Genomic DNA, 24,024 nt, shown 5'->3' with positions numbered 1-24,024 from the left:
AATTGGTGCCGGGCAGAAGCCTGTTTTTATCTTGAGTGCTCTACGCCAAGGGCTGATACACGCGGCCCGCTCGCGTTCCTGACTCAATGGCCAGGAAATTGCTTTATCCACAGGCACAACTCCAAGCAAGTCGAGCCTGTCATGCCAATCGCTCCTCCCATTGCGCGCTTGCAACTGCGCCATATCAGCAAACGCTATCCCGGTTGTCTGGCCAATGACGCCATCGACCTGAGCATCGCACCCGGGGAAATCCATGCCCTGCTCGGTGAAAACGGTGCGGGCAAAAGCACCCTGATGAAGATCATCTACGGCGTTACCCAGGCCGATTCGGGCGAGATGCTCTGGCAGGGTCAACGGGTCAACATCCGCAACCCAGCGCAGGCGCGGCAGCTGGGCATCGGCATGGTGTTCCAGCATTTCTCACTGTTCGAAACCCTCAGCGTGGCGCAGAACATTGCGCTGGCGATGGGCGCTGCGGCCGGCACACCGAAGCAACTGGAGCCGAAAATTCGCCAAGTGTCGCGTCGCTACGGTATGGCGCTGGAACCGGAAAGACTTGTCCACAGCCTGTCGATCGGCGAGCGGCAACGAGTGGAGATTATTCGCTGCCTGATGCAGGACATTCGCCTGTTGATTCTCGACGAACCGACTTCGGTGCTGACGCCGCAGGAGGCCGAGGAATTGTTCATTACCCTGCGTCGCCTCGCTGCCGAAGGCTGCAGCATTCTGTTTATCAGCCACAAACTCGGCGAAGTACGGGCGCTGTGTCACAGCGCGACGGTTTTGCGCGGCGGGCGCGTCGCCGGGCATTGCGTGCCGGCCGAATGCTCCGAGCAGCAGTTGGCGCAAATGATGGTTGGCGAAGCGGCGGCGTTGATTGGCGACTATCCGAAGGTCAGCGGCGGCACGGCGTTTTTGCGGGTGAGCGAATTGAGTTGGCACAACCCGGACCCGTTTGGCTGCTCGCTGAAAGACATCGACCTGGAAGTGCGTAGCGGTGAAATCGTCGGCATCGCCGGGGTCGCCGGTAATGGTCAGGATGAGTTGCTTGCGCTGCTCAGCGGCGAGCAAATCCTGCCTCGCGCCGAAGCGGCAACTATTCGATTCGCGGAGCAACATGTCGCCGACCTGCGCCCGGATGCGCGACGCAAACTGGGCCTGGCGTTCGTCCCCGCCGAGCGTCTCGGCCACGGCGCGGTACCGGAGTTGAGTCTGGCAGACAACGCCCTGCTCACCGCTTTCCAGCAAGGCTTGGTCAGCAACGGTTTGATTGAACGCGGCAAAGTCGAAGCCCTCGCCCAACAGATCATTCAGCGCTTCGGCGTGAAAACCCCGGACACGCAAACTGCCGCGCGCAGTTTGTCCGGCGGCAATCTGCAGAAATTCATCCTCGGCCGGGAAGTCCTTCAGCAACCGAAACTGCTGATCGCCGCGCACCCGACCTGGGGCGTCGACGTCGGCGCCGCCGCGACTATCCACCGGGCACTGATCGCGTTGCGCTATGCCGGTGCGGCGATTCTGGTGATTTCCGAAGACCTCGACGAACTGTTCCAGATCAGCGATCGCCTCGGCGCGTTGTGCGGTGGACGTTTGTCGGCGTTGCACAACACCACCGATACCCAACTCAGCGACGTCGGCGGCTGGATGGCCGGCCAGTTCGACCACGCACCTTCAGCCGCCACGGTTTAACGGAGTTTTCCACATGCTGCTTTCCCTCGAACCCCGTGGCCAGCAATCGCGCCTGATGCTGTGGTGCTCGCCGTTACTGGCGGCGGCGCTGACGCTTGGCTGCGGCTCGCTGCTGTTTATCGCCCTCGGTCACGACCCGCTGCAAACCTTGCACACGCTGCTGATCGCACCGGTCAGCGACTTGTATGGCGTCTCCGAATTACTGGTCAAGGCGCTGCCGATTCTGCTCTGCGCACTGGGCTTGGCGGTGGCCTATCAGGCGCGGATCTGGAACATCGGCGCCGAAGGTCAATTGCTCCTCGGCGCACTCGCCGGCAGTGCCTTGGCGGTGAACATCATCGACCTGCAAAGTCGCTGGGCACTGGTGTTGATTCTGCTCACCGGCACCCTCGCCGGCGCGGCGTGGGCTGGGCTCACCGCTTGGTTGCGCACGCGCTTCAACGCCAATGAAATCCTCACCAGCATCATGCTCAATTACATCGCGCTGAACCTGTTGCTGTTCTGCGTGCACGGGCCGTTGAAGGATCCCGCCGGTTTCAACTTTCCCGAGTCGGCGATGTTCGGCGACGCCAGTCGTTTGCCGCTGCTGATGGAGGATGGCCGCGTGCATGCCGGGGTGTATTTCGCCCTGCTCGCATTGGTCGCGGTGTGGGTGTTGTTGCAGAAAAGCTTTGTCGGTTTCCAGATCAAAGTGCTTGGCCTGGACAAACGTGCGGCGGGGTTTGTCGGCTTTCGCGAGAAGCGTTTGATCTGGCTGGCGCTGTTGATCAGTGGCGGATTGGCGGGGCTGGCGGGTGTCTGCGAAGTGACCGGGCCGATCGGCCAATTGGTGCCGCAGGTGTCACCGGGGTATGGCTATGCGGCGATTACCGTGGCGTTTCTTGGGCGTCTGAATCCGATCGGGATTCTGTTTTCGAGTCTGTTGATGGCGCTGCTGTACATCGGTGGCGAGAGCGCGCAAATGACGATGAACCTGCCGCAAGCGATCACCCAGTTGTTTCAGGGAATGATGCTGTTTTTCCTGCTCGCCTGTGACGTGCTGATCCTCTATCGGCCACGCCTGAACCTGCGCTGGGTGAAGCGCACGTCGACCACCGCCGTAACTGCCGGAGCGCTGTGATGGATATCGATCTGTTGAGCAATATTTTCTACGCCATGGTGCGGTGCGGCACGCCGCTGTTGCTGGTGGCGCTGGGGGAACTGATCTGCGAGAAGAGCGGCGTGCTCAATCTTGGGCAGGAAGGGATGATGCTGTTTGGCGCGGTGATCGGTTTTATCGTCGCGCTGAACAGCGGCAACCTGTGGCTGGGCGTGTTGCTGGCGATGCTGGCCGGAATGCTGCTGTCGTCGCTGTTTGCCTTGGTGGCGCTGGTGTTCAATGCCAATCAGGTGGCGACCGGGTTGGCGCTGACGATTTTTGGTGTCGGGCTGTCGACCTTTGTCGGCGCGGCTTGGGTGGGTAAACCGCTGGCCGGTTTTGAGCCGTGGGCGATTCCTTATCTGAGTGAAATTCCGTTGATCGGGCGGATGCTGTTTGCCCAGGATCTGCTGGTGTATCTGTCATTCGCGCTGTTTGCGCTGGTGGCGTGGGTGATCATCAAAAGTCGTGTCGGGCTGATCATTCAGGCAGTCGGTGAGAACCCGGATGCGGCCAGTGCGATGGGCTTGCCAGTGTTGACCGTGCGTACCCTGGCGGTGCTGTTTGGCGGGGCGATGGCCGGGTTGGCCGGGGCCTATCTGTCGCTGGCGTACACACCGATGTGGGCGGAGAACATGACTGCCGGGCGTGGCTGGATCGCGTTGGCGCTGGTGGTGTTTGCCAGTTGGCGAGTGTGGCGGTTGTTGCTCGGGGCGTATCTGTTTGGTCTCGCCAGCATCCTGCACCTGGTGGCGCAGGGGTTGGGGCTGGCGATTCCGTCGAGTTTGCTGGCGATGCTGCCGTATGTCGCGACGATTGTGGTGTTGGTGCTGTTGTCGCGGGATGCGCTGCGCACGCGGCTGTATGCACCGGTTTCGCTTGGGCAGCCTTGGCAGGCGGGGCATTAAGAGGTGAATTCACTGGCCTCTTCGCGAGCAAGCTCGCTCCCACAGTTGACCGAGTTCACTCAGTTCCCCTGTGGGAGCGAGCTTGCTCGCGAAGGCGTCCGCACAGGCAACACCTGAGCAACGCCCCACGCCAGTTCGAAGACCAGGAAAACAATCAGAATCGAACTGGCACCGTGAAGCAGGGCATACCCCTGCCAAGCCGCAAACAGAAACCTGGCCACCGCGTCATACCGTCCATAAAGCGCCCGCGGATCACGAATCCGCAGCACCGCCCACACGCACACTACCGACCCCAACAGATTCGCCATCAACATATGCACAGGCTGAAACACCGGCAACTCGCCGGGCAAATCCAGTGCGCTCAACAACCCATGAACAACGGCAAAACTCCACGGCGTGGCAAACGCTGCCGTGACGATCAAGTCATACCAGGCGCTGCCGCGCACCACATTGCGATACTGCGTTGAAGTCCACATCATCCATGCTCCAGAAATTCAGGGAGCCTCCACGGTAAAGCCTGGAGTATGCTCCAGGGTCAATAGCCCTTTTGAGACCCGCCATGCGCATCGGTGAATTAGCCCAGGCCAGCGCCGTCAGCCGTGACACCCTGCGTTTCTACGAGCAGCGCGGGTTGATCGCGGCGCAGCGCAGTGCCAATGGTTATCGCGACTATCCGCCGGAGATGGTGCAACTGGTGCTCTATATCAAAACGGCGCAGCGTCTGGGATTTACCCTCGGCGAGATCGGCGACAGCGTCGCGGCGCTGTGGAACGCACCCGATCCGGACAACGCCGTGGCGCAGTTGCTGCGCGACAAACTGCAACTGATCGAAACCCGGATGCGCGAACTCGATGCGCTGCGGCAGGAGTTGCAACTTCGCCTCGGTCAGGCCTGTCCATTGAATCCATGATCCTCATTCATCAAGGAAGCCTTTCATGTCTGCAAAAAACGCACTGATCATCGGCGCCTCCCGAGGCCTTGGCCTCGGTCTGGTGAAAACCCTGCTCGCCGACGGCTGGCAAGTCACGGCCACCGTGCGCAATCCTGCCAATGCTCAGGCACTGGAAGCGCTGGGCAAGGTGCGGATCGAGAAGCTCGACATGGACGACCAGCAAGCGGTCATTGCTCTGAGCCAACAGCTCAAGGGCGACACCTTCGACCTGCTGTTCGTCAACGCCGGGGTCAAAGGCCCGGCCGATCAAACCCCGGGTGGCGCGACACTGGCTGAAGTCGGTCAGTTGTTTTTCACCAACGCCGTGGCGCCGATCAATCTGGCCCAGCGTTTTGCCGGGCAGATTCGTGACGGCAGCGGTGTGCTGGCGTTCATGAGTTCCGGACTGGGCAGCGTGACCGTGCCGGACGCGCCGGAGCTGGCGCTGTACAAGGCGAGCAAGGCTGCGCTGAATTCGATGACCAACAGTTTTGTCACGCAATTGGGCGAGCAGAAGATGACGGTGTTGTCACTGCATCCGGGTTGGGTGAAGACGGACATGGGCGGTGAAGGGGCTGACCTTGACGTGGAAACCAGCACCCGTGGGCTGGTTGATCAAGTAAATGCGTACACCGGCAAGGGCGGGCATCACTTCATCAATTACAAGGGTGAAACTATCCCCTGGTAAGCATACAAATCCCTGTAGGAGCTGCCGAAGGCTGCGATCTTTTGATCTTAAAAACAAAATCAAAAGATCGCAGCCTTCGGCAGCTCCTACAGGGGTTGTGTATTTTGGTTGTGTGGTGAATGGTCGGGTTGGGCTTGCCCGCTGCAACAATTTGTTTGAAACTGCGCACCTCGTCCCCGCGGCGACCCTGGATCAGCAGACAGGGCATCACTGAGCTGGCAACCCTGAACCCCATTTTCAGAGGAGCCGGCAACATGCCCGCGACCCGTACCTGGTTAAAAAATCCCCTCGCCATTTTCACCTCTAACGAGCTCGATGCCCGTGGCGGTCTTGTCGTGCAAGACGGTGTCATCGTCGAAGTCCTCGCAGCCGGCCAACAGCCGTCGGCGCCGTGCAATGAAGTGTTCGATGCCCGCGAGCATGTGATCCTGCCGGGCCTGATCAACACCCACCATCACTTCTATCAAACCCTGACTCGCGCTTGGGCGCCGGTGGTCAATCAGCCGTTGTTCCCGTGGCTGAAAACCCTGTACCCGGTGTGGGCGCGCCTGACGCCTGAGAAGCTCGCGCTCGCCACCAAAGTAGCGTTAGCTGAATTGCTGCTGTCGGGCTGCACCACCGCGGCCGACCATCACTACCTGTTCCCGGACGGTCTGGAAAATGCCATCGACGTGCAAGTCGAAAGCGTCCGCGAACTGGGCATGCGCGCCATGCTCACCCGCGGTTCGATGAGCCTCGGCGAGAAGGACGGCGGCCTGCCGCCGCAGCAGACCGTGCAGGAAGGTCAGGTGATTCTCGACGACAGTCAGCGCCTGATTCACGAGTACCACGAGCGTGGCGATGGCGCGCAGATCCAGATCGCGCTGGCGCCGTGCTCGCCGTTCTCGGTGACCCCGGAAATCATGTCGGCCAGCGCCGAACTGGCGAACAAGCTCGACGTGCGTCTGCACACGCATCTGGCCGAAACCCTCGACGAAGAGGATTTCTGCCTGCAGCGTTTCGGCCTGCGCACCGTCGATTATCTCGACAGCGTCGGCTGGCTCGGCCCGCGCACCTGGCTGGCCCACGGCATCCATTTCAACCCGGACGAAATCGCCCGCCTCGGTCAGGCCGGTACTGGCATCTGCCATTGCCCGAGTTCGAACATGCGTCTGGCTTCCGGGATCTGCCCGAGTATCGATCTGACTGACGCGGGCGCGCTGTTTGGTCTGGGCGTGGATGGTTCGGCGTCCAACGATGCCTCGAACATGATTCTCGAAGCGCGTCAGGCGCTGTACATCCAGCGCCTGCGCTACGGCGCCGAGAAGATTACGCCGGAACGCGTGCTGGGCTGGGCGACCAAGGGTTCGGCGAGCCTGTTGGGGCGGACCGACATTGGTAAGATTGCCGTGGGGAAACAGGCGGATCTGGCGCTGTTCAAGCTCGATGAGCTGCGCTTCTCCGGCAGCCATGATCCGATTTCGGCGCTGCTGTTGTGCGGCGCGGATCGTGCGGATCGGGTGATGATTGGTGGTAAGTGGCGCGTGGTCGATGGCCAGGTTGAAGGACTGGACCTGAAAGGCCTGATCGCCGATCACAGCCAGGCGGCGCGCCAGTTGATCGCCGGTACCTGATCCCCCTCCCCATCTGATCGTTCCCACGCTCTGCGTGGGAATGCATCTCGGGACGCTCCGCGTCCCAGCGGCGGACGCAGAGCGTCCATGGCGGCATTCCCACGCGGAGCGTGGGAACGATCAATCATCAGAGGCCGAGCAGGGAAAGCATGATGAACGTCGCAAACAACACAAAGTGCGTCATGCCTTCGATGGCATTGGTCTCGCCGTCGTTGAGGTTGATCGCACTAACGATCAACGTCAGGAAGATCATCACCGTCTGCACAGGCGTCATCGCCATCTGAAACGGTTGACCGGTGTACAGCGCCATCGCCTCCATCACTGGCACGGTCAGAATCACCGTCGACAGTGACGCGCCCATCGCAATGTTCACCACCGACTGCATACGGTTGGTCAGCGCCGCACGCAACGCCGTCAAAATCTCCGGCGCAGCAGAAATCGCCGCCACCAGAATCGCGGTGATCACCGGCGGTGCGCCCGTGCCTTCCAGGCCCAGATCGAGGGTCTTCGACATCACTTCGGCGAGTGCGCCAATCACCACCACGCCAAACACCAGAATGCCGATCGACAACGCCAGGCTGACCGGTTTTGGTTCTTCCTCGACCGGTTCTTTCTTGCGGCGTTTGTCCGGGTAGCTGTAGCTGAAAAAGTAACTGTGCGGGCCGACCTGCATGCGCAGAAACAACGCATACAGCACCACCATCGCACCGATGGTGAACGCCGAATAAATCTTCCAGTTGGCCTCGGGAATAAACTCCGGCACCACCATCGATACGCCCATGGCGGTGAGAATCATCACGCTGTAGCTGCGCGCCGAATCGTCGTTGTAAGACTGCTCACCGTGCTTGATCCCGCCCATCAGCGCGGCGAGGCCAAGGATGCCGTTGATATCGAGCATTAGGTTTTTCTAGACACATGAATTCATCTAGAAGGTGTAACCCTATACGAATCAACAGCTTAGAAAACGATTTTGACACCTAAAACTTGACACCCATTTCCATGTGCTTCGGATACCCCAGACGGAAAAAACGCTGAATTCATCGACACTCCACCACCTCCCATAGGCTGAGAACGGAAGAGAGATCTCACAATGATCGATATGAGTTCATCGTGGCCAGGTTGCCCATCATCTCGGATTGACGGGTGGGAAGCCCTAGCGCACCGTCCATCGCCTTTGCCTCCCCCCACATATCACCAATCTCAAGGGTGGACAGCAGGCGCATATCGCAGTGCTGTCTGCGGCGAGGCGCGGGATGTCCAGTCACACCTGAAAAAAATCACGGTTGCGCTGGACGTGATTCAAGCCGATTCGGAGCCTAACATTAGACTCGATACCACAAGCTAGGGGCCGAACACCAACCGGACTAAATATATGCGGAGGTAGTGCTTGTATTCCGTAGAACACGGCGACGAGATAAATCGATAATTGGTTCAAACGCTAAGTCAATATTGCTTTAATTAATGCCCCGCCAGCAATCCCGGCAAAGAGCTATTAGAGACCACCTGGTTGAGGATGACCAAGCAATCGCTCAGTGAAATACTCCCTAGGAACTAAGTACACTGGGAAGGAGCAACCGCCTTCCTTGCACTCACCCACGCTTATGTATGCCGATAACGACGAACCCTCTTGTCCAGCCTAATCCTGCCACCCGGCGTATTCGCTGATCAGCGTCCAGCGCCGGCAATTCCTTATCAGCGAAAAACAGACCAACAGATATACCAAACAACATATCAATTGTCGGCCAACCTTTCACTGCGACGTGAGATTAATGCAAAATCCCGCCCCGAAATACATGTAAGAGTATGCTTTTAATACACTGTTTAAAACTTTAGAAGCACGCACGAAAGTTCTTGACCAGAGCAACCAAATCACTACGCTATGCCGCTTTCAACGTAGGATCTCATTATGCTTACCTACCAAGTGCAGGATGATCGCATCATATTCAAGCGGGATGATGATGAATGTATTCGCGGCTACAGGATTTCTACCATCCACACTCCATCGTGGGTCGACAAAGAAGTGCTCTATAAAGTAGCCGATGCGGTTAGGGTATTATGCATCACTGGAGAGACTACTAGCTATTCAGGACGCTTCCGGGCAAGTAGATATATTTTCAACCACGTTGCCAAGCTCCGGTTAAAGTTCCCACCTGCGGAAGATGACTGGAGCAACTTCATACTTACACACTACTCCCATCACCTCTACAACAAAGATCATAAGCCCAAAACCCGATATGACCATTGGAACGCGGTGGCGTTTGTTTACAAAAAACTGAGGCGGGATGGATTTATACCGGAAGACACATTCATCCCAGATGCAAAAGCGAACTCCGTCAGTCACCCGGAGAATATGTCTCAACCGGCTGGTTACGGGACTGTGCACACGCCTATTCCCAAAGGGCCACGATTTCTGCTTCCCAAAAAATACCTTGTGGAAGAAGGCTTGAGTTTTGAAGATGACGTGTACCTACTTAATCTTAAGAACACTCTCGAGACAAGGGCCGATGCCATTGTCGAATGCTCGGTAGACTACTGGAATCGAATGCTAAGATGCCACGCCCGAGGTGATGAGCTATGTAAGAACATCTCGAATGACGAAATCGAGGCGGTGCTTGAGAGCGGACAATTCAGCAGAAATGGGATTCATCTTGCGCATCCAGATTCGCCTACAGGTATTAACTGGTTTCTAGCCGTCGCTCGATATTACGCCGAACAGACTGACGAGCTTAAATCGATGACATTCGACGACCTGCAAGAACTACCTTTCTTCAGGCCCGTAATCTACAACTCCCATAGCAAGCCAAAACTTAGGGCACGACTTTGGGAGGCTGCCGGCGACGACTGTATCGATAACAATACAGTTAACGAAACTTTCAACCGACTACTCGGCTACTTGTCACCCAGAGACTGCGCAGTTGCAAGTGCGATCATTGCATCAGAAAATCCTTCGTTCAATCCATCATCACTGACCAACATAAGGTTATACCGACGAGACGGAAAATTCTATCTACGCGGCAATAGTGACAACAAGCGAATAACAGTCAGCGTTAGCAAACCTCGCGCGCAGTCACGCAAGGTCTCTGTACTTCCCCCATTGAGCACTCGGATCGTTATGGATGTGATTCGGTGTACAAACATGCCAAGACGACGCCTTTTATCGGAGGGTAAGAGCGGGTGGAGGAAGCTGTTCCTTGTCTCGAGCAGAAACCAAATTGGCTCCAGTCCTAACTTTGCAAAAACCTTGACTACAAATGCCGGACTCTCTCTGCACGATTTATATAAAGATGAACTAGACAAAGTAGGCGTAACTCCAAGCATGGTCAATCTCTACACGATCCGATGCACTCAAGGGATTTTGGAGTTTTTGCGTACTGGTAGTCTCCAGGCCGTAGCGGACATGCTGGGTAACTCTTTGCAGGTGGTCAGAGATAAATATATTCCGGCCTGGATGGTTCATCGATGGGCGACGAGGTTTTTCAGGGTGCTACATCAAAAGGTCATCTTAGTAGCAACAGAGGGCGAGCCTTGGCAGTTAGCTGCATCTGACTTTAGCACTCGAGAAGAGCTACAGGCTTTTGTCCGACGGATACTATTAGGCCTTAAGAAGGGAGATCCCTTAAGCGAAGCCTTACGCTCGAAGCTGGGTCATTACTCGCCTGACCCCAGCTCCCTAATTGAAATGTTTGTAGAGCGCGAGCTGCTATTTGATCGGAGTGCGGGTAGCCTTGCCGCGATCTACGCATACGCAGATGCCGTCGATAAGCTTGCACCAGAAGAACGCTTAGTGATCGATGAGCGAACTAGCGTGCCCTTATGGATCTTCCCGGTGCTCAGGGATTTAGTAGCGAAAACAATTTCCCTCGATTTCGATAGCGCATCTAACGCTGAGATGGCTATTGCGGGCAGGGTTTCGGGCGACTCCATGAGTGAACTCCGAAAATCGCATGCTCGTGCGACCATCCTGAAGCAAGACCTTCGTCCGCTAGTCTCCCTTTCCGATTGGAAGGCCATCTAATGGAAGACTTTTCATTCGACGAACGTCGTATCAAAGCGATGATCGAGCACGCGGAACGGCAAAGCAAAATCTATAAAAGAAGCCACAGCTATCAAGCAGATTGGCTGGTAAGAGGTGGGATCGGAAGTCAGGAATGGCTGGTCAGTTTTCCAGGTGGGTCAAAGCTTCAGTGCATGAGCTTTGATCGCTTGATGGCGGACGGCACCAACCTCACCGACGACCCTAATAAGCTGCTGCTGGAAACGGTGCAGAAATGGTTATTTCACTGTCGCATGGGCACCATTACAGGTAAACCAGTCGCGGAAGGTCGATGGATCACATACTTTAGCTTCGCTATGAATTTGGCGGCACGCGCCAATCTTTATAAAGATACTTATGAAACCAGTACGCATGGCTTCAGGCTCTTCGATGAGGACGCCTGCAAAGCTATCGCCGAAACTTTCAGTCAGGGTGGATGGACTGCTGCTTTGTTGTTGAAGGAGCGTTTCATTTCACACCTGCTCGATATTTTACCTCTCTCCTTCTCATTAGAAGATCTTATATCAGACCCGGACGCCCTGCCAGTTGAGCTCACAAGAGAAGCGATTTCCTACTTTACTCGAAACGATCTCTATGTCTCCAGCGCCCAAAACAGCACCTATGATAAAGGATTGCTGTCAAGAGACTTTATTGGCTCCATTCTCGGTCGACCTTCAACGTCTCTGCATAATGCAAATTTTCGACTGTTCATTAGGCAGTTTGAGCCGGCCTTAGCCCATGACGACTTACTACAAAGAGGTGTACGAGCAAACCTTCACAGCACTCAAAATACTAAGACAATAGATGAAGCAGCTGACGGGGCGATGGGCATCAGCTCTTTTATGGATACAATGTCGTGCCTAAAATTATTTTTCCAAGGCCATGATATTCTGCCCGAAGACATCCCCGACATTAAGCTGAACATTGATCAACTTGTTCTTGATTACAAGCCACACTTGAAGCCAGGTGGCCACACCAAATTGCTACCTCTTGATATTGGCTTCAAATGCCTGAATCAGGCCTGCAAGTGGATAACCGTCTACGGAAATGCCATAGTTGAGTCTCTGATTTTTTACATCGAGCAATTCGTCTCTATTGACGAAGACAATTCATTGTCGAAACAGTCCGTAAAAAAGAACGAGCTCTTCCAGAAAACAAAACACCTTTGGATGACGAGAGGTATGGAAAACCTACCTGCCCAGCCGCTATTCCAAGCGCTCAACATAAGCAGGCTCCAAACCAAAGAGAAGAAAAATTTCCCTGTAGATAAAACCAACTACAAAATGGTGATGGAATCTTTTTATGGCGCTTGCGCCATAATTATCGGCATCGTAAAACCTATTCGGAATACTGAGCTTAGTACCCTTGAACGTAACTGCCTATCTACTGACCGGGGCAACAATGGCGCTTTTATGGGCCACATGGTTGGCAAAACTGGGGAGTTGGGTGCAAACGACTTCATTGAGCGCCCTATTCCCTACGTTGCTGCCCATGCCATCCAGCTACTCCAAGTGCTCGGCGAAAAGCTAGCAGATATCTATGGAGATGAATCAGAGTACGCAGGGAGGCTGTTTTATATTCCGGGCAGAGGATTCAAATGCCCTAGTGGCGAAATTCCCGAATGGAAAGTAAACCTGTGCATTAATACTTTCTGCGATGCTATCCAACTGCCCGTCGATAAAATAGGTCGGCGATGGTATGTGCGCATTCACGAGATGAGAAAATTCTTCCTCCTGCTCGTACATAGACACGTAGGAGATTCAGGGAAAGAATTGCTGAGGTATATGGCAGGTCACTCCAATAGGAAGCATATTGATGATTACACAGATTATGAACCGTCAGATTCGGAAGCCGTCCGATATGAATCCGAATGCATCGACGACAAGCTCATTGCTCTTGAAAACGGCTTGCTGTCCAAAGATACAAACCAAGGGCTTCTAGCGCTTTACATAGAAGCCTTGAAGCACTTCAAAGCCACCAGCATCGCCTCGATTAGCAACAAGGAATTGCTCAAATACCTAGACAAAATGGTGCAACAACCTGAGTTCGATATGACCACATATAAGGTCAGGCTTGAATCTTACGACGAAGAAATCTACACCATCGATTTCGCCATTTGCCTAGGAGGCCAAAAAGATGAGAGATACAACAAATAAAAATCTCCACTCTCGTCACACTTGGCTTTCACAGGTGCTATCTGAAGAAATTACACCGTCGAAAGCCCAGCTTCGAGCCCTATCCTCGATGCGAGGCTTCTGCAAACTGGATGTCGCTGGCTGCTTCACATCGATTTCGCTCAACTCCCTGAAGCAAGCGGCTAAGGTCGCACAGTTTGGCATCTCTGGGTCAAGCCTTTGGGACAACATGCTACAGATGAGATCCAGGGCATTTGCCCTGTTGACTCCCAAGGTTAACCCGGCGCCTGCACCTAACCTTCCTTCAGACAAGGATCAGGCACGCATCGCGCTGCTGGAGGCTCACATCGCCTCGATGGCGTACTTTGACATCCTGACTTTCCTAGAGCGTATTGACCCTCAGAGCAACCGTAGCGCTGACGAAATCCGCGCAACCATCAGACTTAAAGTCAAAACATCCAAGGCCAAATATCAATCTTTCCTGATAAGCGACCAGATATTTTCTTCAGAGAAAATGAAGGTAATCGACGGCGGCAAAAAGGATGGGTAAGCAACTCTACACGGAATATGAATCCGTAAGCCTGCCAGACAAAGCTATGCCGATTCGGAAGGCTGGGGCGTTCATTGGAAAGCCACGCACTATCGAAAACTTCATACTTATTCGCTGGCCTAACGGTAGGCCGTGCAACCTTGCCAATCTATGGATCGCTGAGATCTGCGCGTCCACAGGCGCCAGAGATTCTGCGAGGGTAGACGCAGCGCTCATCACGCACTTCATTCGCTTTTGCTCTGTCAAGAGCATTCAATTCAGCAATTTCAACGAAACTAATTTTAAGGATTTTACTGAACAGCTAGTTCAAGAAACCAGGTCTACCCTTCGTGGTATCGCACCAGCAAGGAATAACAATCGCACCAGGCTAATCCAGCACACCACGCTTAACTTTTTGCACTGGCTAACAGAAAACTATCCAGATCTTTCTAAAACGCCGTTGGTAGGCCTAAAGAATAGTGGTGCAAATATCACGATATCTTATGAGATAAATCCCAAAACCAAGCGATCCTACATGGTTCATCCCCTGCTCGTAGCTCCCGTGCCGTACAACGATGACAAGGTGGCAATAGACGAACACATCATCCAAAAAATCCAGGATGAGATTTTCCGGAAGCGAGACTGGGAGGATCTGCCTGCTAGCTCCAAGCTTAAATCAATCAGTGACCTCAAACTCTACGATGCTACCAGTGTGTATCTATACGAGCGGCGGATGTTCACGTTAAGAATGATGAAACTCACAGGACTACGTCCTGAGGAGCTATTTGACCTCGACCTTCAGCTCAATCAAAACATTTCGAATACACTAGAGATTGTGATCCCCACTAAAAAGCGCGGAACTCCGGCACCGTTACGCCGTTTTAAAATCAATGCTGCAGATGCAAGGCGGTTTGCAATTTACGTTGAAGCCAGGAACGCTTACATTGACTTCCTAGCAGATCGTAATATTTTTTTCGACCAGCCCAACAATATATTCCTAGGTGAAAACGGTAGTCGACTGAAAAAAGAGTCAATCACTAAGGAGTTTGACCGACTGTGTTTAGGTGCTGGTTTGTCAGGTACCCGTGTTTGCCTGTCCATGTTTAGACATCGTTTTGTCACGCGTCAAATCAATATCAGGCTGGAGGAAAGATTCGCCCAAACCCCCGCTCTAAAGAAAGGGTGGACGCCGGCGCTGCGAGACGATGTTTGCGCAGAGGTGGCCCAACTCACCGGCCACTCTGACCCTGCTTCTCTCCATCATTATTTTCACGCTGAATATAAGGCGCTCACCTCGAGTTCTACCTACAGTTCGATGCTTGAGACCCAAGACGAACTGGACTCTGTTAAAGACACGCTCACTGCTCTGGAGCATAGATCCAAGCTGCAAAAAATTGATATGTCGGTTGAGATCCGAAGCGTCAAAGCTCTGGTTGAAAAGCTGGAAATGCGGCTAAGCAGCCGCGAGAGTGCTGAGTAGTGTTGCTGCTCCACCGGAACGGCTTGTGAACCTGAGTCATCACAGTTTCACGCGCTGCCGGTGTGGGTTTACCGATACCAGGGAGAATAGTCAGATGCGAATAGTCCGTGCGCTATGGGATCTCATCCGCCAAGACCGCCGTCCTCAGCGTGAGATTGAGCGCGAACTTGCGTTCATCCAAGCCGCGAACAGCCTCCAGACCCTTAGGGTGACGCCGGAAGGGGCCATGTCCATTGATCCAGAAGAGTTCCGGGAGCAAATTGCCTCCGCACGTGAGCAGTTGAAGCACCTCGTACACGTCCCAAGAGCGCTTGGCGGGCCGTTCCGAGCATCTGAGAGCCATAGGGCGGATGAGGGCGCGGGTTTCGCCGTCGAGGCTCCTGTGGAGCCAATGGACTGCATTGAGGTCGTGGCCTGGCGTAGGCTTTCCAGTGGCGCTGCATTGCGCTACGTGTGCCTCCAGTCTACAAGTACGGGGCGATTCGCTGTCGCTACAGCCAGTCTTTTCACAGGAGCCATGGAGAGTCTCCCGACTTGGGGTGACGGCAATACCAACAGGCAAATCGCGAATGCCTTACAGGTTGGTGAGCTCCACTGGTATGCGACTGTCACTGAGGCGATGGATGCCTGGGGCATGGAGCGTTGATAGCTCAAAGCGTTGGGCGGGCAAGCACTCACGGGAAACGTCCAAGCTCAGATTTTGAGATTTGTGCACAATTTATTAGGGCTATCACTCACTGATTCCCGTCAATGTGATCTAACCGATCTTCGAGCCGATAGACATACGTACCGATATCCGCGCTGCCCGAGGCATTGCAGATGGTGAATCAGTGCTGCTCAAGCTCTCGTCAAACCGATGCAGGCGGTCGTGATCGTGGGGAAGGAGCATCTCGGGAACGAGCTTTTCTTATCAGTCGCTCAGCCTGATATGACTCGGCTGAGCCAACTGAATCCTGTAAATCTCGGTCACAAGGTAGCAGCTAGCCCAGATCGCATGGACACCTCCAGCGAACTAAATCGACTACGACTAAGGTGTCTCGTCAAATACTCGCGAAACAATCAAAATCGGCATGCGTTTTTTGCTAAACCGCATCAATATATTTAGTGCGGTTGCAGCAAGCACTTTAAGCGCAGGCCACACTGGGAACGAGTACATCACAGCCCGCTGCAACCGGTTTTGGGGCGCACCGTTTGTCAAATGAGGTGGGATTATCTGGCCTCTTACGGCTCTGATCATCTCGATGCACAGCCGATCCCAATTGGTAGACGTGGGGTTTCCGTGATTAAGGGAGGCGGGAGCGTAGTTGAAGGGAGCGCCCGCATCTATGGGCCTCTTGGTTATGTTCGATGACTGGCCTCCAGAAAAATGCCTACACAGTAAACTTCCCAATGTTTCATTACACGCGTGATTCTGCTCCGCAGGAGCACACATCCATGGGCTAACCCAGGTGCCAACTTGTGAACTGGAAGGTCTGATCATCGGAGTTCCCATAAACCACCCCATCGGCGGAGGACTGGTTGAGAAGGGAACCTGTATGTTAGTAGCAAGGGGGATGTTGCTGTTGGAGCCCAAATACATATCAAACTTAGGCCACCTCGACAAAAGTCGAAGCTCTCGTTCAGTGGTTGTATTTGATTTAGGGGCGGGAGGGTTTAAGCAAACTGTGGGTGCCGATAGTTGAGCCGCAGTCTTAACTGCTTTGGCCTGTAAAAGCAGGCACCGAGCTGTCGTGCTACTTCCCGTGCTCCACCGGTTTGTATCAAAATAAAAAACAGCAACATCAGCAATTTCAACTTTATGCTTTTCACGATCCATTAGTGCATATGGTCTTTTGTCGATCCATGCCAATTGAACTGTTACGGACACATTGGGTGGATTTCCCCTTAACGGTTGAGGTGGCGGTGGCGGACGAAGAACCGTACGCAGCGTCCTTAAAAGTCCGTTAGAACCAAACAGCTTCGCCAGTTGGGTAAGCTCTCCTCCTCCCAACCTCGGGTAGATATTCTTATGGAGTGCTGAGTCAATCTGATCTGCCTGAGACTGCGTTAGCTGAGTGTTCATCTACGATTCCTTTCGTTTAAATAAAGGCAGTATGCCACTGTTTGGCTAATTCATTTGCAAAAAATCAAATGGCACAGCATCGAAATTTTCACTGATTACTTCGCTTTCCATCAATCCGAGGAACATACCTGCAGTTCGTTACGAACTCAGCTCCACGCTTGATGGCGGTGTTCTGGACGACATGCTGCCAGCACCTACAGTCAGTGTTGTGTCGGGCGCCATCGGCCCAACTTTTGCGGATTATCCAGGATATCAATCGATGTGCTGAGCTCGTACTGCATGTGCTCGAAAACTTTGTCCAAGCTCGGGTAGGCTTTCGAATCTAGTAAGGTGTTTACCAGTTGCAAAAGCTCTCTGCCTTCGGCTGCTGGCATCTGGATATCGCAGTACACGGTGTCATCGCCGTCTCGTTCCACGTCTATTCTCCGTCTGCATCAATCCAGCTTGGGGTTACTGCAGGCAGCTCTGTGTGCCTCTAGGTGTTGCGTCTCTGTTTCCCAGCAAGCCAGGAATTTATACCAGTCCGCAGCGTAAGGCCCATCTAACAATTTGGTCGACCCGATACTCGCCTGATTGAAGCGCTCCCTCCAGGGCTGGGGGATAGTCTGCTCCAAAATGATGTCAATTCCGGCGTGGTGATACTGCACGGTGACACAATCCCGAAGCTGGTTGAGCTCAAGTGCCTTGTCAGCATGAGGGGAGTCTTTTCGCTCTTGAAGTTCAAGGTCATCAAGAATGGATAAGGGATCGAACGCCTTCGAATCGCCTGGAGACAGGTTCGCAAGCATCCACAAAGCCTTTCGTCTCTTGGCCTCCAGTTCGCGGAGTTCATCGTCGGGCATTTGAGTTACCTCTTGTTGGCGTTGATGGCGTGCCGCCTGCGGCGTCAGGCTGCCGTGAATCGAGCCCCGCCAAGGCGTGTCTCGACCCTGCGGGCTCACATCCCTCACGCCTGCGCGCTCCGCTTGCTTGGTGTCTGAGCCTCTGTGAAGCATAGATCGCAACGCATCCTACCCTCATGATTCGGAGCTCGGCATCGCTATTCGAAGCGTTCTGTTATCGTTCTAAAAGTAATTTAGTCGCTCTTATTCATCAGCCTTCTGGGGAGCCGGGAATGGACACAACTCGACGCGTACTAGGCAGAGCCTACCAAACGGTTCGCGATCCTGAGCGTCTGCTCATTGAAGAGCGCGCCGAAGCTCTATCTGCTGCAGGCTACCCGCTGCCAGATGATGATCCGGCTATGTACGCTGAGCAATTGTTGAAAGAGGCCAGAGCGGCAGCTCGTTCGTCGCAGCTAGATGGCGCTGCCGAAGAGGCTCCACTCTCAGCGCGAGAGGTCAGCCAAGTGCTGAGGGAGGTAGCTCTTGGGCGCCTAATTATGGTCAGAGCCTGCGAGAGGGGATGGGAAGAAATTTATGCGGAGCGCTTCAAAGTTAATGTCGAAGGTTGGCGAATGTCTATTCATAACGACCGCGATGAGCTGGGCTACTGCGAAGAGTGCATAAGCCCTGACGGACGGCGCTGGTCTTTAGACTCGGGAAATCGCTTTGGCACAGATCCCATTGCTATGCTGAGCACATGGGAGCATCAAACGCTTGAGCGTCTCCTGAAGGCGATTTAAGTGGGGTACCCTCCGCCACCCGCCTCTTTAGACATTAACGCAGGCCTGCCAGGCTGCTAGGACGACTTCCGTGCTCAGATATTTGTCTTTCGTCCTGTGAGTTACAAGGTACTGCCGACTAGGAAGTTAAGAGCTGCCGCCCCCCCCATTTTTAGCATCAAGGAAGAAAATGAAATACTCATTGCTTGAAGGCGCTCGTGTAGAGGCCACTCCAAAAGCACGTGGTGTTTGCAGTTTTTGTGGTTCCCAGACCGTCGCTAAATGCGGGAACCATGTCGTCTGGCATTGGGCTCATAAACGTTTGGACAATTGTGATCCGTGGTGGGAAACGGAAACGGCATGGCATCGCGATTGGAAGAATATGTTCCCAACCGAGTGGCAGGAAGTTGTGTTGCAAGCGTCTTCAGGGGAGCGACATATAGCAGATGTCCGAACGCCTTCAGGGATGGTTATTGAGTTTCAGAGATCGACAATACATCCTGAAGAGGTCATCGCGAGGCAAAACTACTATCAAAATATGATCTGGGTGATCGATGGCATGCGAACTGAGTTCGACAGGTACAACTTCAGAATGGGTTTGTCAAAAGTGTCTGAGAATGGACTGGCTTCATTTAGCTGGCATTCCCGCAGCAAGCTTTTTGCTCGCTGGTGGGTTTCCAAACCCGTGTTCATCGACTTCGGCCCCGATTTTGGTATATGGCGCGTCTTAAGATTCGATCCGACTCAAAAACGTGGAGTGGTGGCTTACACACACAAGGAAAAGCTGGTCGAATGGATCACCAACGGCACCACCGATTTTAGCTTCAATGGAGGCCCGGCCTCTGATAAATCCGGTACGGCGGATCAATAAAAACCGACCAAGCGTCTAGCCTGCATCTCTGTCCTTCGGGCTCGTTGCTGTGCCAGCTTGCAAATCAAACACTTCGAGACTACTGAGGGACGGTACGCTCATAAATTGCTCTCCAGGGTATCCCTATAGCCCTCGCACCCTTCAGAGATAGCCCTGGAGAGTACGAGAGACGATTTCGGGAGAAGCAACTCAAGGCTTTTCCTCCCACCTTCAGCGGCGCAGGAGACGGTCTAGTACCAGCAGGGCTACTGCACCAATTGCAAGTGCAGCAACCGGCTTCTCTTTGACGAACGTAGACACACTGTCCAGTGCATCGCCATAGGTTTGGGTCAACTGACCGGCAGCCTGACGTCCCGCACCTTCGGCTTCAAGCTTCGAATCACCAAACAGTTTCCCGACTGCGCTCTGCGCTTTGCCAGCAACCTTTTCTACAACGCCTTCTACCTGTTCGCTCTTCATGATTCACCAAACCTTTGTGTGTAAATAGGATGCTCAGGGTTGACCTGAGCTAGCGGCTATCTGCACAGGATTAGGGGCGTGGTCGTCATGATTAGTTCAAAGTTGCTGAGCACCGGGAGCTACCCGTAATACACTTGCTGACTCATCTCTGAGCTATGCTGGGTCGTAATCAAGGAGTCCATGTAGATGCCCGGTGAATACTCGCTGTCAGATGTTTTGGAAAGGATGTACCAAAACCAACTCGCTCTCGAAGCTGCGCTCATGGAACTGACCCTCCAGGTGGAAGCCCAGGGACATGCCGAAGTCGGCGCCAACGTTCGTGGCGCGCTCTACACAATTGGCAAAAACGCGGGCCACATAAAACAAGGCTTGGCGCGTCTCAGCAAGCTCCCATGACCCAGCCGCTTTTTGATTTTGATCTCAAACGCGTATCCCGCAGGCACTACATCACTGGCAAGGCTGCGATCAACTTTCCGCACGCTGGAAGCACTACAGGTGGGTGGCATTTTCTGTCCTACTTCGACCGAGAAGCAGGGGCGGCGAAGGTGTCTCTGGCAGGTATTCACTATCCAGACACCACCGTTTTTTTTGATCACGCGGGCGTCATTGACGTCACTGAACAACTAGCCAAGCTTGGTTGGTTTGCAGAGGGGCGACGACTCTTCATGGCGGATCACTACCGAGCAGCAGCGGACATGGTTGTGAAATGGGCCCTGAGTGAGTCCAGGCACTGCAATGTCGAGGTCGCTGAATGGTTTCCATCACCAGAGTGCAGGCAAGAGCTACTCACGCTTTTAGATTTAGGAAAACCGAAGCTTCTCGAAATGGGCAGATTGCAAAAAATGGAAGCCTGGCTAATCTCGCACTGATGTCAGCGCCGCCCTTATTTTCTAGCCGTATTCAGCTCCCAACTCAGCCGTGAATGCCGCCTCGAATTTCGTCACTTAGTCTCAAGTGCTTGCCTGGACAAACCGTCCAGAATCCCCAGAATCTGATCGTCATTGAGCGCAAATTTGGGCACAAACTCCATGCCGACCGGCATGCTATCGTGAGGACACATCAGTGCTCCCTTACCCTCACCGAACTGCTGGCCGATGAAGGTTTTGAGGTTGCTTGGCGTTATAGTGGCGTAGGCGCTTCGGAAGATCGACAGGTCGCAGAGGACACCTGCGAGCATTACCCAGGCGTGGCCGTCCCACTTGGCTTCCACAAACTCTCCCTCGTAGGTTGCCCCTGGAATGTTCCCCCTGCATTCGAAAGCATACTGGCCGTTAATCAGTAGGTCTCCGAGAACGACAACTGCGGGTATCCCTTGAGATTTGAGAATGGCAGTGAAACCAGCACTGACCATGACGCAAGAACCAAATGATGGAGGGATCGAATCGAGCGTTTGCCTAGCGGCGCTAACGATTACATCGGGATCGGTAATTTTGAACTCTGCGTAATCGGAGTAGGCCTCCGCGCCACGGTCGCGGGTAATAATGTCTATTAAAGTTGAAGGCACAAAGGATCCCTTGGGCATTTATTCGACCTTGCTGGTCATTTGGATTCGTTCTGACCAACCATTGCTTCAGATTCAATCGGCAAAACTGCTTCCGGTTGGGGCTAAAAAGAATTGGAGCCAGCGTCGATCTCGCGTTGACGCTTTCGCTCAAGATAACGCTTGTACAAGATGTTCTCCCCTTGATCCTCTAGCCACTTCACGAATGCAGAGACCTGTGAAACAGCGTGCAGAAATTTCTCGGTAGTGATGTGAATGTGGGGGCGATATAGCCATTGCCGACTCTCGTCATCTGCGTCCTCAATCAAGTTTTTCTCTCGATCACTTACGAAAAATGGGCTTGGCATCTTCTGGAGAGCATCGTCAGAATATCGAGATGTTTCGAAGATCAGGGAGTCGGGATGTTGGATGCTATTCCTCGCCAGCACGAGTTCTTCAATCAAAGCGAAATCGAATGGCCCATCCTCAAACCGGTCTGAACCATGGGCCAGGTAGAATGCTCTGTAGCCATTTGGCCATCCGCCATTTTTGAATTCTGATTTGAGTGAAGGCCCTGGAGCAGGCCCAAGCTGACGCTCCCATTCTTTTAGATATAAGTGTAGTGACGCAGCAATCATTGATAAGCATGCGCTACCCAGCACCTGCACTGATGAATCAGCTTCTAGCCATTCATTCAAATATGCAGGTTCTCCATCTTCGCTATAGGGCGGGATGAAGGGGGCTTCTTCGTTCTCAATTTTCCTTTTGCGGTCGTCAAACGGGCTCGCCCCATTCAAATAAAGCTGCTTGATAAAAGCTAGCCGCTGTTCAAGGAAGTACCGAATGTCCATTTCGTTGTCCTAGTAGGTAATTGTCATTCCCGGCCTACACTCGGATCACAGGCTCGGAGGACGGTATCACGACTACGCTGAGCAAAGAGGTGCAAGTGTCTGCAGCCGACCCCAATTCATCGATACCTCAGTAAGGCCTTAGGACTTGGCTGCTCTCTGTCGGGTTCCTGTCGTGTTGTGTCATCAGCAGCTTCTTCATCATGAGCCGTACCGACAACCTCATGGAGCTTGAAAATGAATACAAACACCTCGTCTAGCCAGCCTCGCGTGTTGAGCCTCGAAGAATTTGCCGCACTCATCCGCAAAATGCGGGAGATTTTTCAATGGTCACAGGAGACTCTGGCTGAGCTTGCAGGCTTGAACGTACGGACTGTACAACGCGTTGAGAATGCCAAGTCGGCAAGCACTGATACTCGACGTGCGCTCGCGGTTGCTTTCGAGATCGAAGACATCGATGCCTTCAACAAGCCCTTCGACATCCCCTCAGAAGAGGAGTTGAGAGCAGAGAAAGCCCGTATTGAGCGCGACTACATCACACTACCGGCGCTGCCTCTGTCGACTGGACACCAGCTCGCTAAGCTTGCAGAAAGCTCCACAGTAGATATTTCCCAACCCGGATTTAAAATGCAGCGTGATGCCCACGAGGTCTTTGCGTCGCTCGTGGACTATTTTCGCGACTATAGGGACTGCGCCAGCGATTATTCAGAAAGCGCCAAATTTGCCGTTTACGACGAGATGCAGGAGCTGATCAATGAGCTGCAAGGGCTTGAGGTATCAATTCAATATGCGACTCGCAAAGTTCATCTGAAGATTTCTGGCGAGCAGTCAGAGGCGAAGCTCTTGACCGTCCAGATGTCGTATTTGATTGCTTTCGAACGAGGAAAAGCACCAGGCGAGTTTGCGGTGCAGAAAAAACTGGATTTACCATTCTGACCGGAACCGCCAAAGGATGCTTAATCGACGCCATGCGACAGTTCGAACGAGATGACGTCCTTCGGGCTGCCGCAGGAGACGTAAATGCCTTGCTAAGAGTGCAAAGGCGCAAGGACGTTCTGAAGTGGAATGCCCTTAAGCGGAGAATAGCGTTGCAGAACGCCACGCCGTCTTGGGCTGACCATGAGGCAATTGACGCGTACTACACTGAGGCCAAGCGGCTTTCAGTAATGACAGGTAGTAAGCATGACGTTGATCACATCATTCCTCTTCAAGGTAAGCATGTTTGCGGGTTGCATGTACCCTGGAATCTGAGAGTAATCACGAAAACTGATAACGTCAGGAAGCACGCTAACTGCGGTGATGAAGACGTCATAGGCTTTCTGGCGGAGCGTGGATTCAAGATACTCTTTGGTGTTAACAAGCTTAAGCGAGCAATCAAGTTGGGTAAGCGTGAAACGGTTCTGTTCGTCAGTCCCAAAGAACAGATAGTGTTGAGTATTGCATACGCTCAGGGGGAGTTTGTTATCGATACTGCTCCTGAGGGGGCAGTCACCCCGTCAGTGGTTATGACTGCGGTCTCATGACACGGCCAGCCCTGATGTCTAAGAATGCACTATC

22 protein-coding genes and 1 pseudogene are annotated in these 24,024 nt (G+C 53.7%); 16 read left to right on the top strand and 7 right to left on the bottom strand.

Annotated elements, in window-relative coordinates; genetic code table 11:
* Positions 1–141 precede the first annotated feature (141 nt).
* The 3 genes from PspS49_RS03710 to PspS49_RS03700 are packed head-to-tail and all read left to right on the top strand — an operon-like array spanning position 142 to position 3,735.
* Complete coding sequence (locus PspS49_RS03710) at positions 142–1,689, top strand: ABC transporter ATP-binding protein (RefSeq protein ID WP_160038179.1); 1,548 nt, start codon at positions 142–144, stop codon at positions 1,687–1,689.
* A 13-nt stretch (positions 1,690–1,702) separates the two neighbouring features.
* Positions 1,703–2,809: an ABC transporter permease gene (locus PspS49_RS03705; RefSeq protein WP_160038177.1), complete on the top strand. Its 1,107-nt coding sequence runs from the start codon at positions 1,703–1,705 to the stop codon at positions 2,807–2,809.
* Positions 2,809–3,735 carry an ABC transporter permease gene (locus PspS49_RS03700; RefSeq protein ID WP_150652457.1) on the top strand — a complete coding sequence of 309 codons (927 nt, stop codon included), beginning with the start codon at positions 2,809–2,811 and terminating at the stop codon, positions 3,733–3,735. Before PspS49_RS03705 ends, PspS49_RS03700 begins: the two co-directional genes overlap by 1 nt.
* Before the next feature lie 59 nt (positions 3,736–3,794).
* Here the strand turns inward: PspS49_RS03700 and PspS49_RS03695 are convergent, their stop codons facing one another.
* Positions 3,795–4,211: a hypothetical protein gene (locus PspS49_RS03695; RefSeq protein ID WP_160042460.1), complete on the bottom strand. Its 417-nt coding sequence runs from the start codon at positions 4,209–4,211 to the stop codon at positions 3,795–3,797.
* A gap of 83 nt (positions 4,212–4,294) precedes the next feature.
* Here PspS49_RS03695 and PspS49_RS03690 point away from each other — a divergent pair, with 83 nt between their 5' ends.
* The 3 genes from PspS49_RS03690 to PspS49_RS03680 all read left to right on the top strand — a co-directional run bounded on the left by PspS49_RS03690 (position 4,295) and on the right by PspS49_RS03680 (position 6,967).
* Entirely contained in the window at positions 4,295–4,645 is a 351-nt protein-coding gene (locus tag PspS49_RS03690) for a MerR family transcriptional regulator (protein ID WP_077570877.1), read from the top strand.
* Between the two features lie 25 nt (positions 4,646–4,670).
* Positions 4,671–5,354, top strand: a complete 684-nt coding sequence (locus tag PspS49_RS03685) for an SDR family oxidoreductase (RefSeq protein WP_160038175.1) — start codon at positions 4,671–4,673, stop codon at positions 5,352–5,354.
* Between the two features lie 254 nt (positions 5,355–5,608).
* Positions 5,609–6,967, top strand: a complete 1,359-nt coding sequence (locus PspS49_RS03680; protein ID WP_160038173.1) for an 8-oxoguanine deaminase — start codon at positions 5,609–5,611, stop codon at positions 6,965–6,967.
* Between the two features lie 127 nt (positions 6,968–7,094).
* Here the strand turns inward: PspS49_RS03680 and PspS49_RS03675 are convergent.
* Positions 7,095–7,868 (bottom strand): annotated as a pseudogene (locus PspS49_RS03675) (calcium:proton antiporter); the annotation flags it as partial.
* Between the two features lie 1,005 nt (positions 7,869–8,873).
* On the opposite strand from PspS49_RS03675, the gene PspS49_RS03670 reads away from it, so the two are divergent.
* Genes PspS49_RS03670 through PspS49_RS03655 form a run of 4 tightly spaced genes read left to right on the top strand, consistent with a single transcriptional unit; the run spans position 8,874 to position 15,144 of the window.
* Positions 8,874–10,982 (top strand): hypothetical protein, encoded by a 2,109-nt coding sequence (locus PspS49_RS03670; RefSeq protein ID WP_160038171.1) that lies wholly within the window; start codon positions 8,874–8,876, stop codon positions 10,980–10,982.
* Positions 10,982–13,156, top strand: coding sequence for a hypothetical protein (locus PspS49_RS03665; protein WP_160038169.1), 2,175 nt, complete (start codon positions 10,982–10,984; stop codon positions 13,154–13,156). Before PspS49_RS03670 ends, PspS49_RS03665 begins: the two co-directional genes overlap by 1 nt.
* Positions 13,137–13,685: a hypothetical protein gene (locus PspS49_RS03660; RefSeq protein ID WP_160038167.1), complete on the top strand. Its 549-nt coding sequence runs from the start codon at positions 13,137–13,139 to the stop codon at positions 13,683–13,685. Before PspS49_RS03665 ends, PspS49_RS03660 begins: the two co-directional genes overlap by 20 nt.
* Positions 13,678–15,144 carry a hypothetical protein gene (locus PspS49_RS03655; protein ID WP_160038165.1) on the top strand — a complete coding sequence of 489 codons (1,467 nt, stop codon included), beginning with the start codon at positions 13,678–13,680 and terminating at the stop codon, positions 15,142–15,144. The genes PspS49_RS03660 and PspS49_RS03655 overlap by 8 nt, the downstream gene beginning before the upstream one ends.
* Before the next feature lie 2,262 nt (positions 15,145–17,406).
* Here PspS49_RS03655 and PspS49_RS29770 read toward each other — a convergent pair.
* Positions 17,407–17,622, bottom strand: coding sequence for a hypothetical protein (locus tag PspS49_RS29770; protein ID WP_238786327.1), 216 nt, complete (start codon positions 17,620–17,622; stop codon positions 17,407–17,409).
* An 18-nt stretch (positions 17,623–17,640) separates the two neighbouring features.
* Positions 17,641–18,048 (bottom strand): hypothetical protein, encoded by a 408-nt coding sequence (locus PspS49_RS03650; protein WP_160038163.1) that lies wholly within the window; start codon positions 18,046–18,048, stop codon positions 17,641–17,643.
* A 272-nt stretch (positions 18,049–18,320) separates the two neighbouring features.
* On the opposite strand from PspS49_RS03650, the gene PspS49_RS29765 reads away from it, so the two are divergent.
* A complete protein-coding gene (locus PspS49_RS29765; protein ID WP_225919961.1) occupies positions 18,321–18,830 on the top strand; it encodes a hypothetical protein in 510 nt (169 codons plus the stop codon).
* 169 nt (positions 18,831–18,999) lie between these two features.
* The gene (locus PspS49_RS03640) at positions 19,000–19,680 is read left to right on the top strand and encodes a competence protein CoiA family protein (RefSeq protein ID WP_160038161.1); all 681 of its coding nucleotides are present in this window, start codon (positions 19,000–19,002) and stop codon (positions 19,678–19,680) included.
* A gap of 210 nt (positions 19,681–19,890) precedes the next feature.
* Here PspS49_RS03640 and PspS49_RS03635 read toward each other — a convergent pair whose 3' ends face one another.
* Positions 19,891–20,139: a CsbD family protein gene (locus PspS49_RS03635; RefSeq protein ID WP_057009840.1), complete on the bottom strand. Its 249-nt coding sequence runs from the start codon at positions 20,137–20,139 to the stop codon at positions 19,891–19,893.
* 186 nt (positions 20,140–20,325) lie between these two features.
* Here PspS49_RS03635 and PspS49_RS03630 point away from each other — a divergent pair, with 186 nt between their 5' ends.
* Together PspS49_RS03630 and PspS49_RS03625 are read left to right on the top strand one after the other, a co-directional pair.
* Positions 20,326–20,535 (top strand): hypothetical protein, encoded by a 210-nt coding sequence (locus PspS49_RS03630; RefSeq protein ID WP_160038159.1) that lies wholly within the window; start codon positions 20,326–20,328, stop codon positions 20,533–20,535.
* Positions 20,532–21,008: a hypothetical protein gene (locus PspS49_RS03625; protein WP_160038157.1), complete on the top strand. Its 477-nt coding sequence runs from the start codon at positions 20,532–20,534 to the stop codon at positions 21,006–21,008. Before PspS49_RS03630 ends, PspS49_RS03625 begins: the two co-directional genes overlap by 4 nt.
* 71 nt (positions 21,009–21,079) lie before the next feature.
* On the opposite strand, the gene PspS49_RS03620 is transcribed toward PspS49_RS03625, so the two are convergent.
* Together PspS49_RS03620 and PspS49_RS03615 are read right to left on the bottom strand one after the other, a co-directional pair.
* Entirely contained in the window at positions 21,080–21,661 is a 582-nt protein-coding gene (locus tag PspS49_RS03620) for a hypothetical protein (protein ID WP_160038155.1), read from the bottom strand.
* Between the two features lie 83 nt (positions 21,662–21,744).
* Positions 21,745–22,470, bottom strand: a complete 726-nt coding sequence (locus tag PspS49_RS03615; RefSeq protein ID WP_127649281.1) for a hypothetical protein — start codon at positions 22,468–22,470, stop codon at positions 21,745–21,747.
* A gap of 234 nt (positions 22,471–22,704) precedes the next feature.
* On the opposite strand from PspS49_RS03615, the gene PspS49_RS03610 reads away from it, so the two are divergent.
* Positions 22,705–23,403, top strand: a complete 699-nt coding sequence (locus tag PspS49_RS03610; protein WP_160038153.1) for a helix-turn-helix domain-containing protein — start codon at positions 22,705–22,707, stop codon at positions 23,401–23,403.
* 32 nt (positions 23,404–23,435) lie between these two features.
* A complete protein-coding gene (locus tag PspS49_RS03605) occupies positions 23,436–23,990 on the top strand; it encodes an HNH endonuclease signature motif containing protein (RefSeq protein ID WP_160038151.1) in 555 nt (184 codons plus the stop codon).
* Positions 23,991–24,024 lie beyond the last annotated feature (34 nt).

Source organism: Pseudomonas sp. S49 (assembly GCF_009866785.1).
Lineage (GTDB): Bacteria > Pseudomonadota > Gammaproteobacteria > Pseudomonadales > Pseudomonadaceae > Aquipseudomonas.
This window is presented reverse-complemented; position numbering and strand designations above follow the sequence as displayed.

Bases quoted from the DNA above. Each gene is read 5' to 3' on its own strand.
- PspS49_RS03710 (WP_160038179.1), top strand. From the start codon at position 142: ATGCCAATCGCTCCTCCCATTGCGCGCTTGCAACTGCGCCATATCAGC.
- PspS49_RS03705 (WP_160038177.1), top strand. From the start codon at position 1,703: ATGCTGCTTTCCCTCGAACCCCGTGGCCAGCAATCGCGCCTGATGCTG.
- PspS49_RS03700 (WP_150652457.1), top strand. From the start codon at position 2,809: ATGGATATCGATCTGTTGAGCAATATTTTCTACGCCATGGTGCGGTGC.
- PspS49_RS03695 (WP_160042460.1), bottom strand. From the start codon at position 4,211: ATGTGGACTTCAACGCAGTATCGCAATGTGGTGCGCGGCAGCGCCTGG.
- PspS49_RS03690 (WP_077570877.1), top strand. From the start codon at position 4,295: ATGCGCATCGGTGAATTAGCCCAGGCCAGCGCCGTCAGCCGTGACACC.
- PspS49_RS03685 (WP_160038175.1), top strand. From the start codon at position 4,671: ATGTCTGCAAAAAACGCACTGATCATCGGCGCCTCCCGAGGCCTTGGC.
- PspS49_RS03680 (WP_160038173.1), top strand. From the start codon at position 5,609: ATGCCCGCGACCCGTACCTGGTTAAAAAATCCCCTCGCCATTTTCACC.
- PspS49_RS03670 (WP_160038171.1), top strand. From the start codon at position 8,874: ATGCTTACCTACCAAGTGCAGGATGATCGCATCATATTCAAGCGGGAT.
- PspS49_RS03665 (WP_160038169.1), top strand. From the start codon at position 10,982: ATGGAAGACTTTTCATTCGACGAACGTCGTATCAAAGCGATGATCGAG.
- PspS49_RS03660 (WP_160038167.1), top strand. From the start codon at position 13,137: ATGAGAGATACAACAAATAAAAATCTCCACTCTCGTCACACTTGGCTT.
- PspS49_RS03655 (WP_160038165.1), top strand. From the start codon at position 13,678: ATGGGTAAGCAACTCTACACGGAATATGAATCCGTAAGCCTGCCAGAC.
- PspS49_RS03650 (WP_160038163.1), bottom strand. From the start codon at position 18,048: ATGCCCGACGATGAACTCCGCGAACTGGAGGCCAAGAGACGAAAGGCT.
- PspS49_RS29765 (WP_225919961.1), top strand. From the start codon at position 18,321: ATGGACACAACTCGACGCGTACTAGGCAGAGCCTACCAAACGGTTCGC.
- PspS49_RS03640 (WP_160038161.1), top strand. From the start codon at position 19,000: ATGAAATACTCATTGCTTGAAGGCGCTCGTGTAGAGGCCACTCCAAAA.
- PspS49_RS03635 (WP_057009840.1), bottom strand. From the start codon at position 20,139: ATGAAGAGCGAACAGGTAGAAGGCGTTGTAGAAAAGGTTGCTGGCAAA.
- PspS49_RS03630 (WP_160038159.1), top strand. From the start codon at position 20,326: ATGCCCGGTGAATACTCGCTGTCAGATGTTTTGGAAAGGATGTACCAA.
- PspS49_RS03625 (WP_160038157.1), top strand. From the start codon at position 20,532: ATGACCCAGCCGCTTTTTGATTTTGATCTCAAACGCGTATCCCGCAGG.
- PspS49_RS03620 (WP_160038155.1), bottom strand. From the start codon at position 21,661: ATGCCCAAGGGATCCTTTGTGCCTTCAACTTTAATAGACATTATTACC.
- PspS49_RS03615 (WP_127649281.1), bottom strand. From the start codon at position 22,470: ATGGACATTCGGTACTTCCTTGAACAGCGGCTAGCTTTTATCAAGCAG.
- PspS49_RS03610 (WP_160038153.1), top strand. From the start codon at position 22,705: ATGAATACAAACACCTCGTCTAGCCAGCCTCGCGTGTTGAGCCTCGAA.
- PspS49_RS03605 (WP_160038151.1), top strand. From the start codon at position 23,436: ATGCGACAGTTCGAACGAGATGACGTCCTTCGGGCTGCCGCAGGAGAC.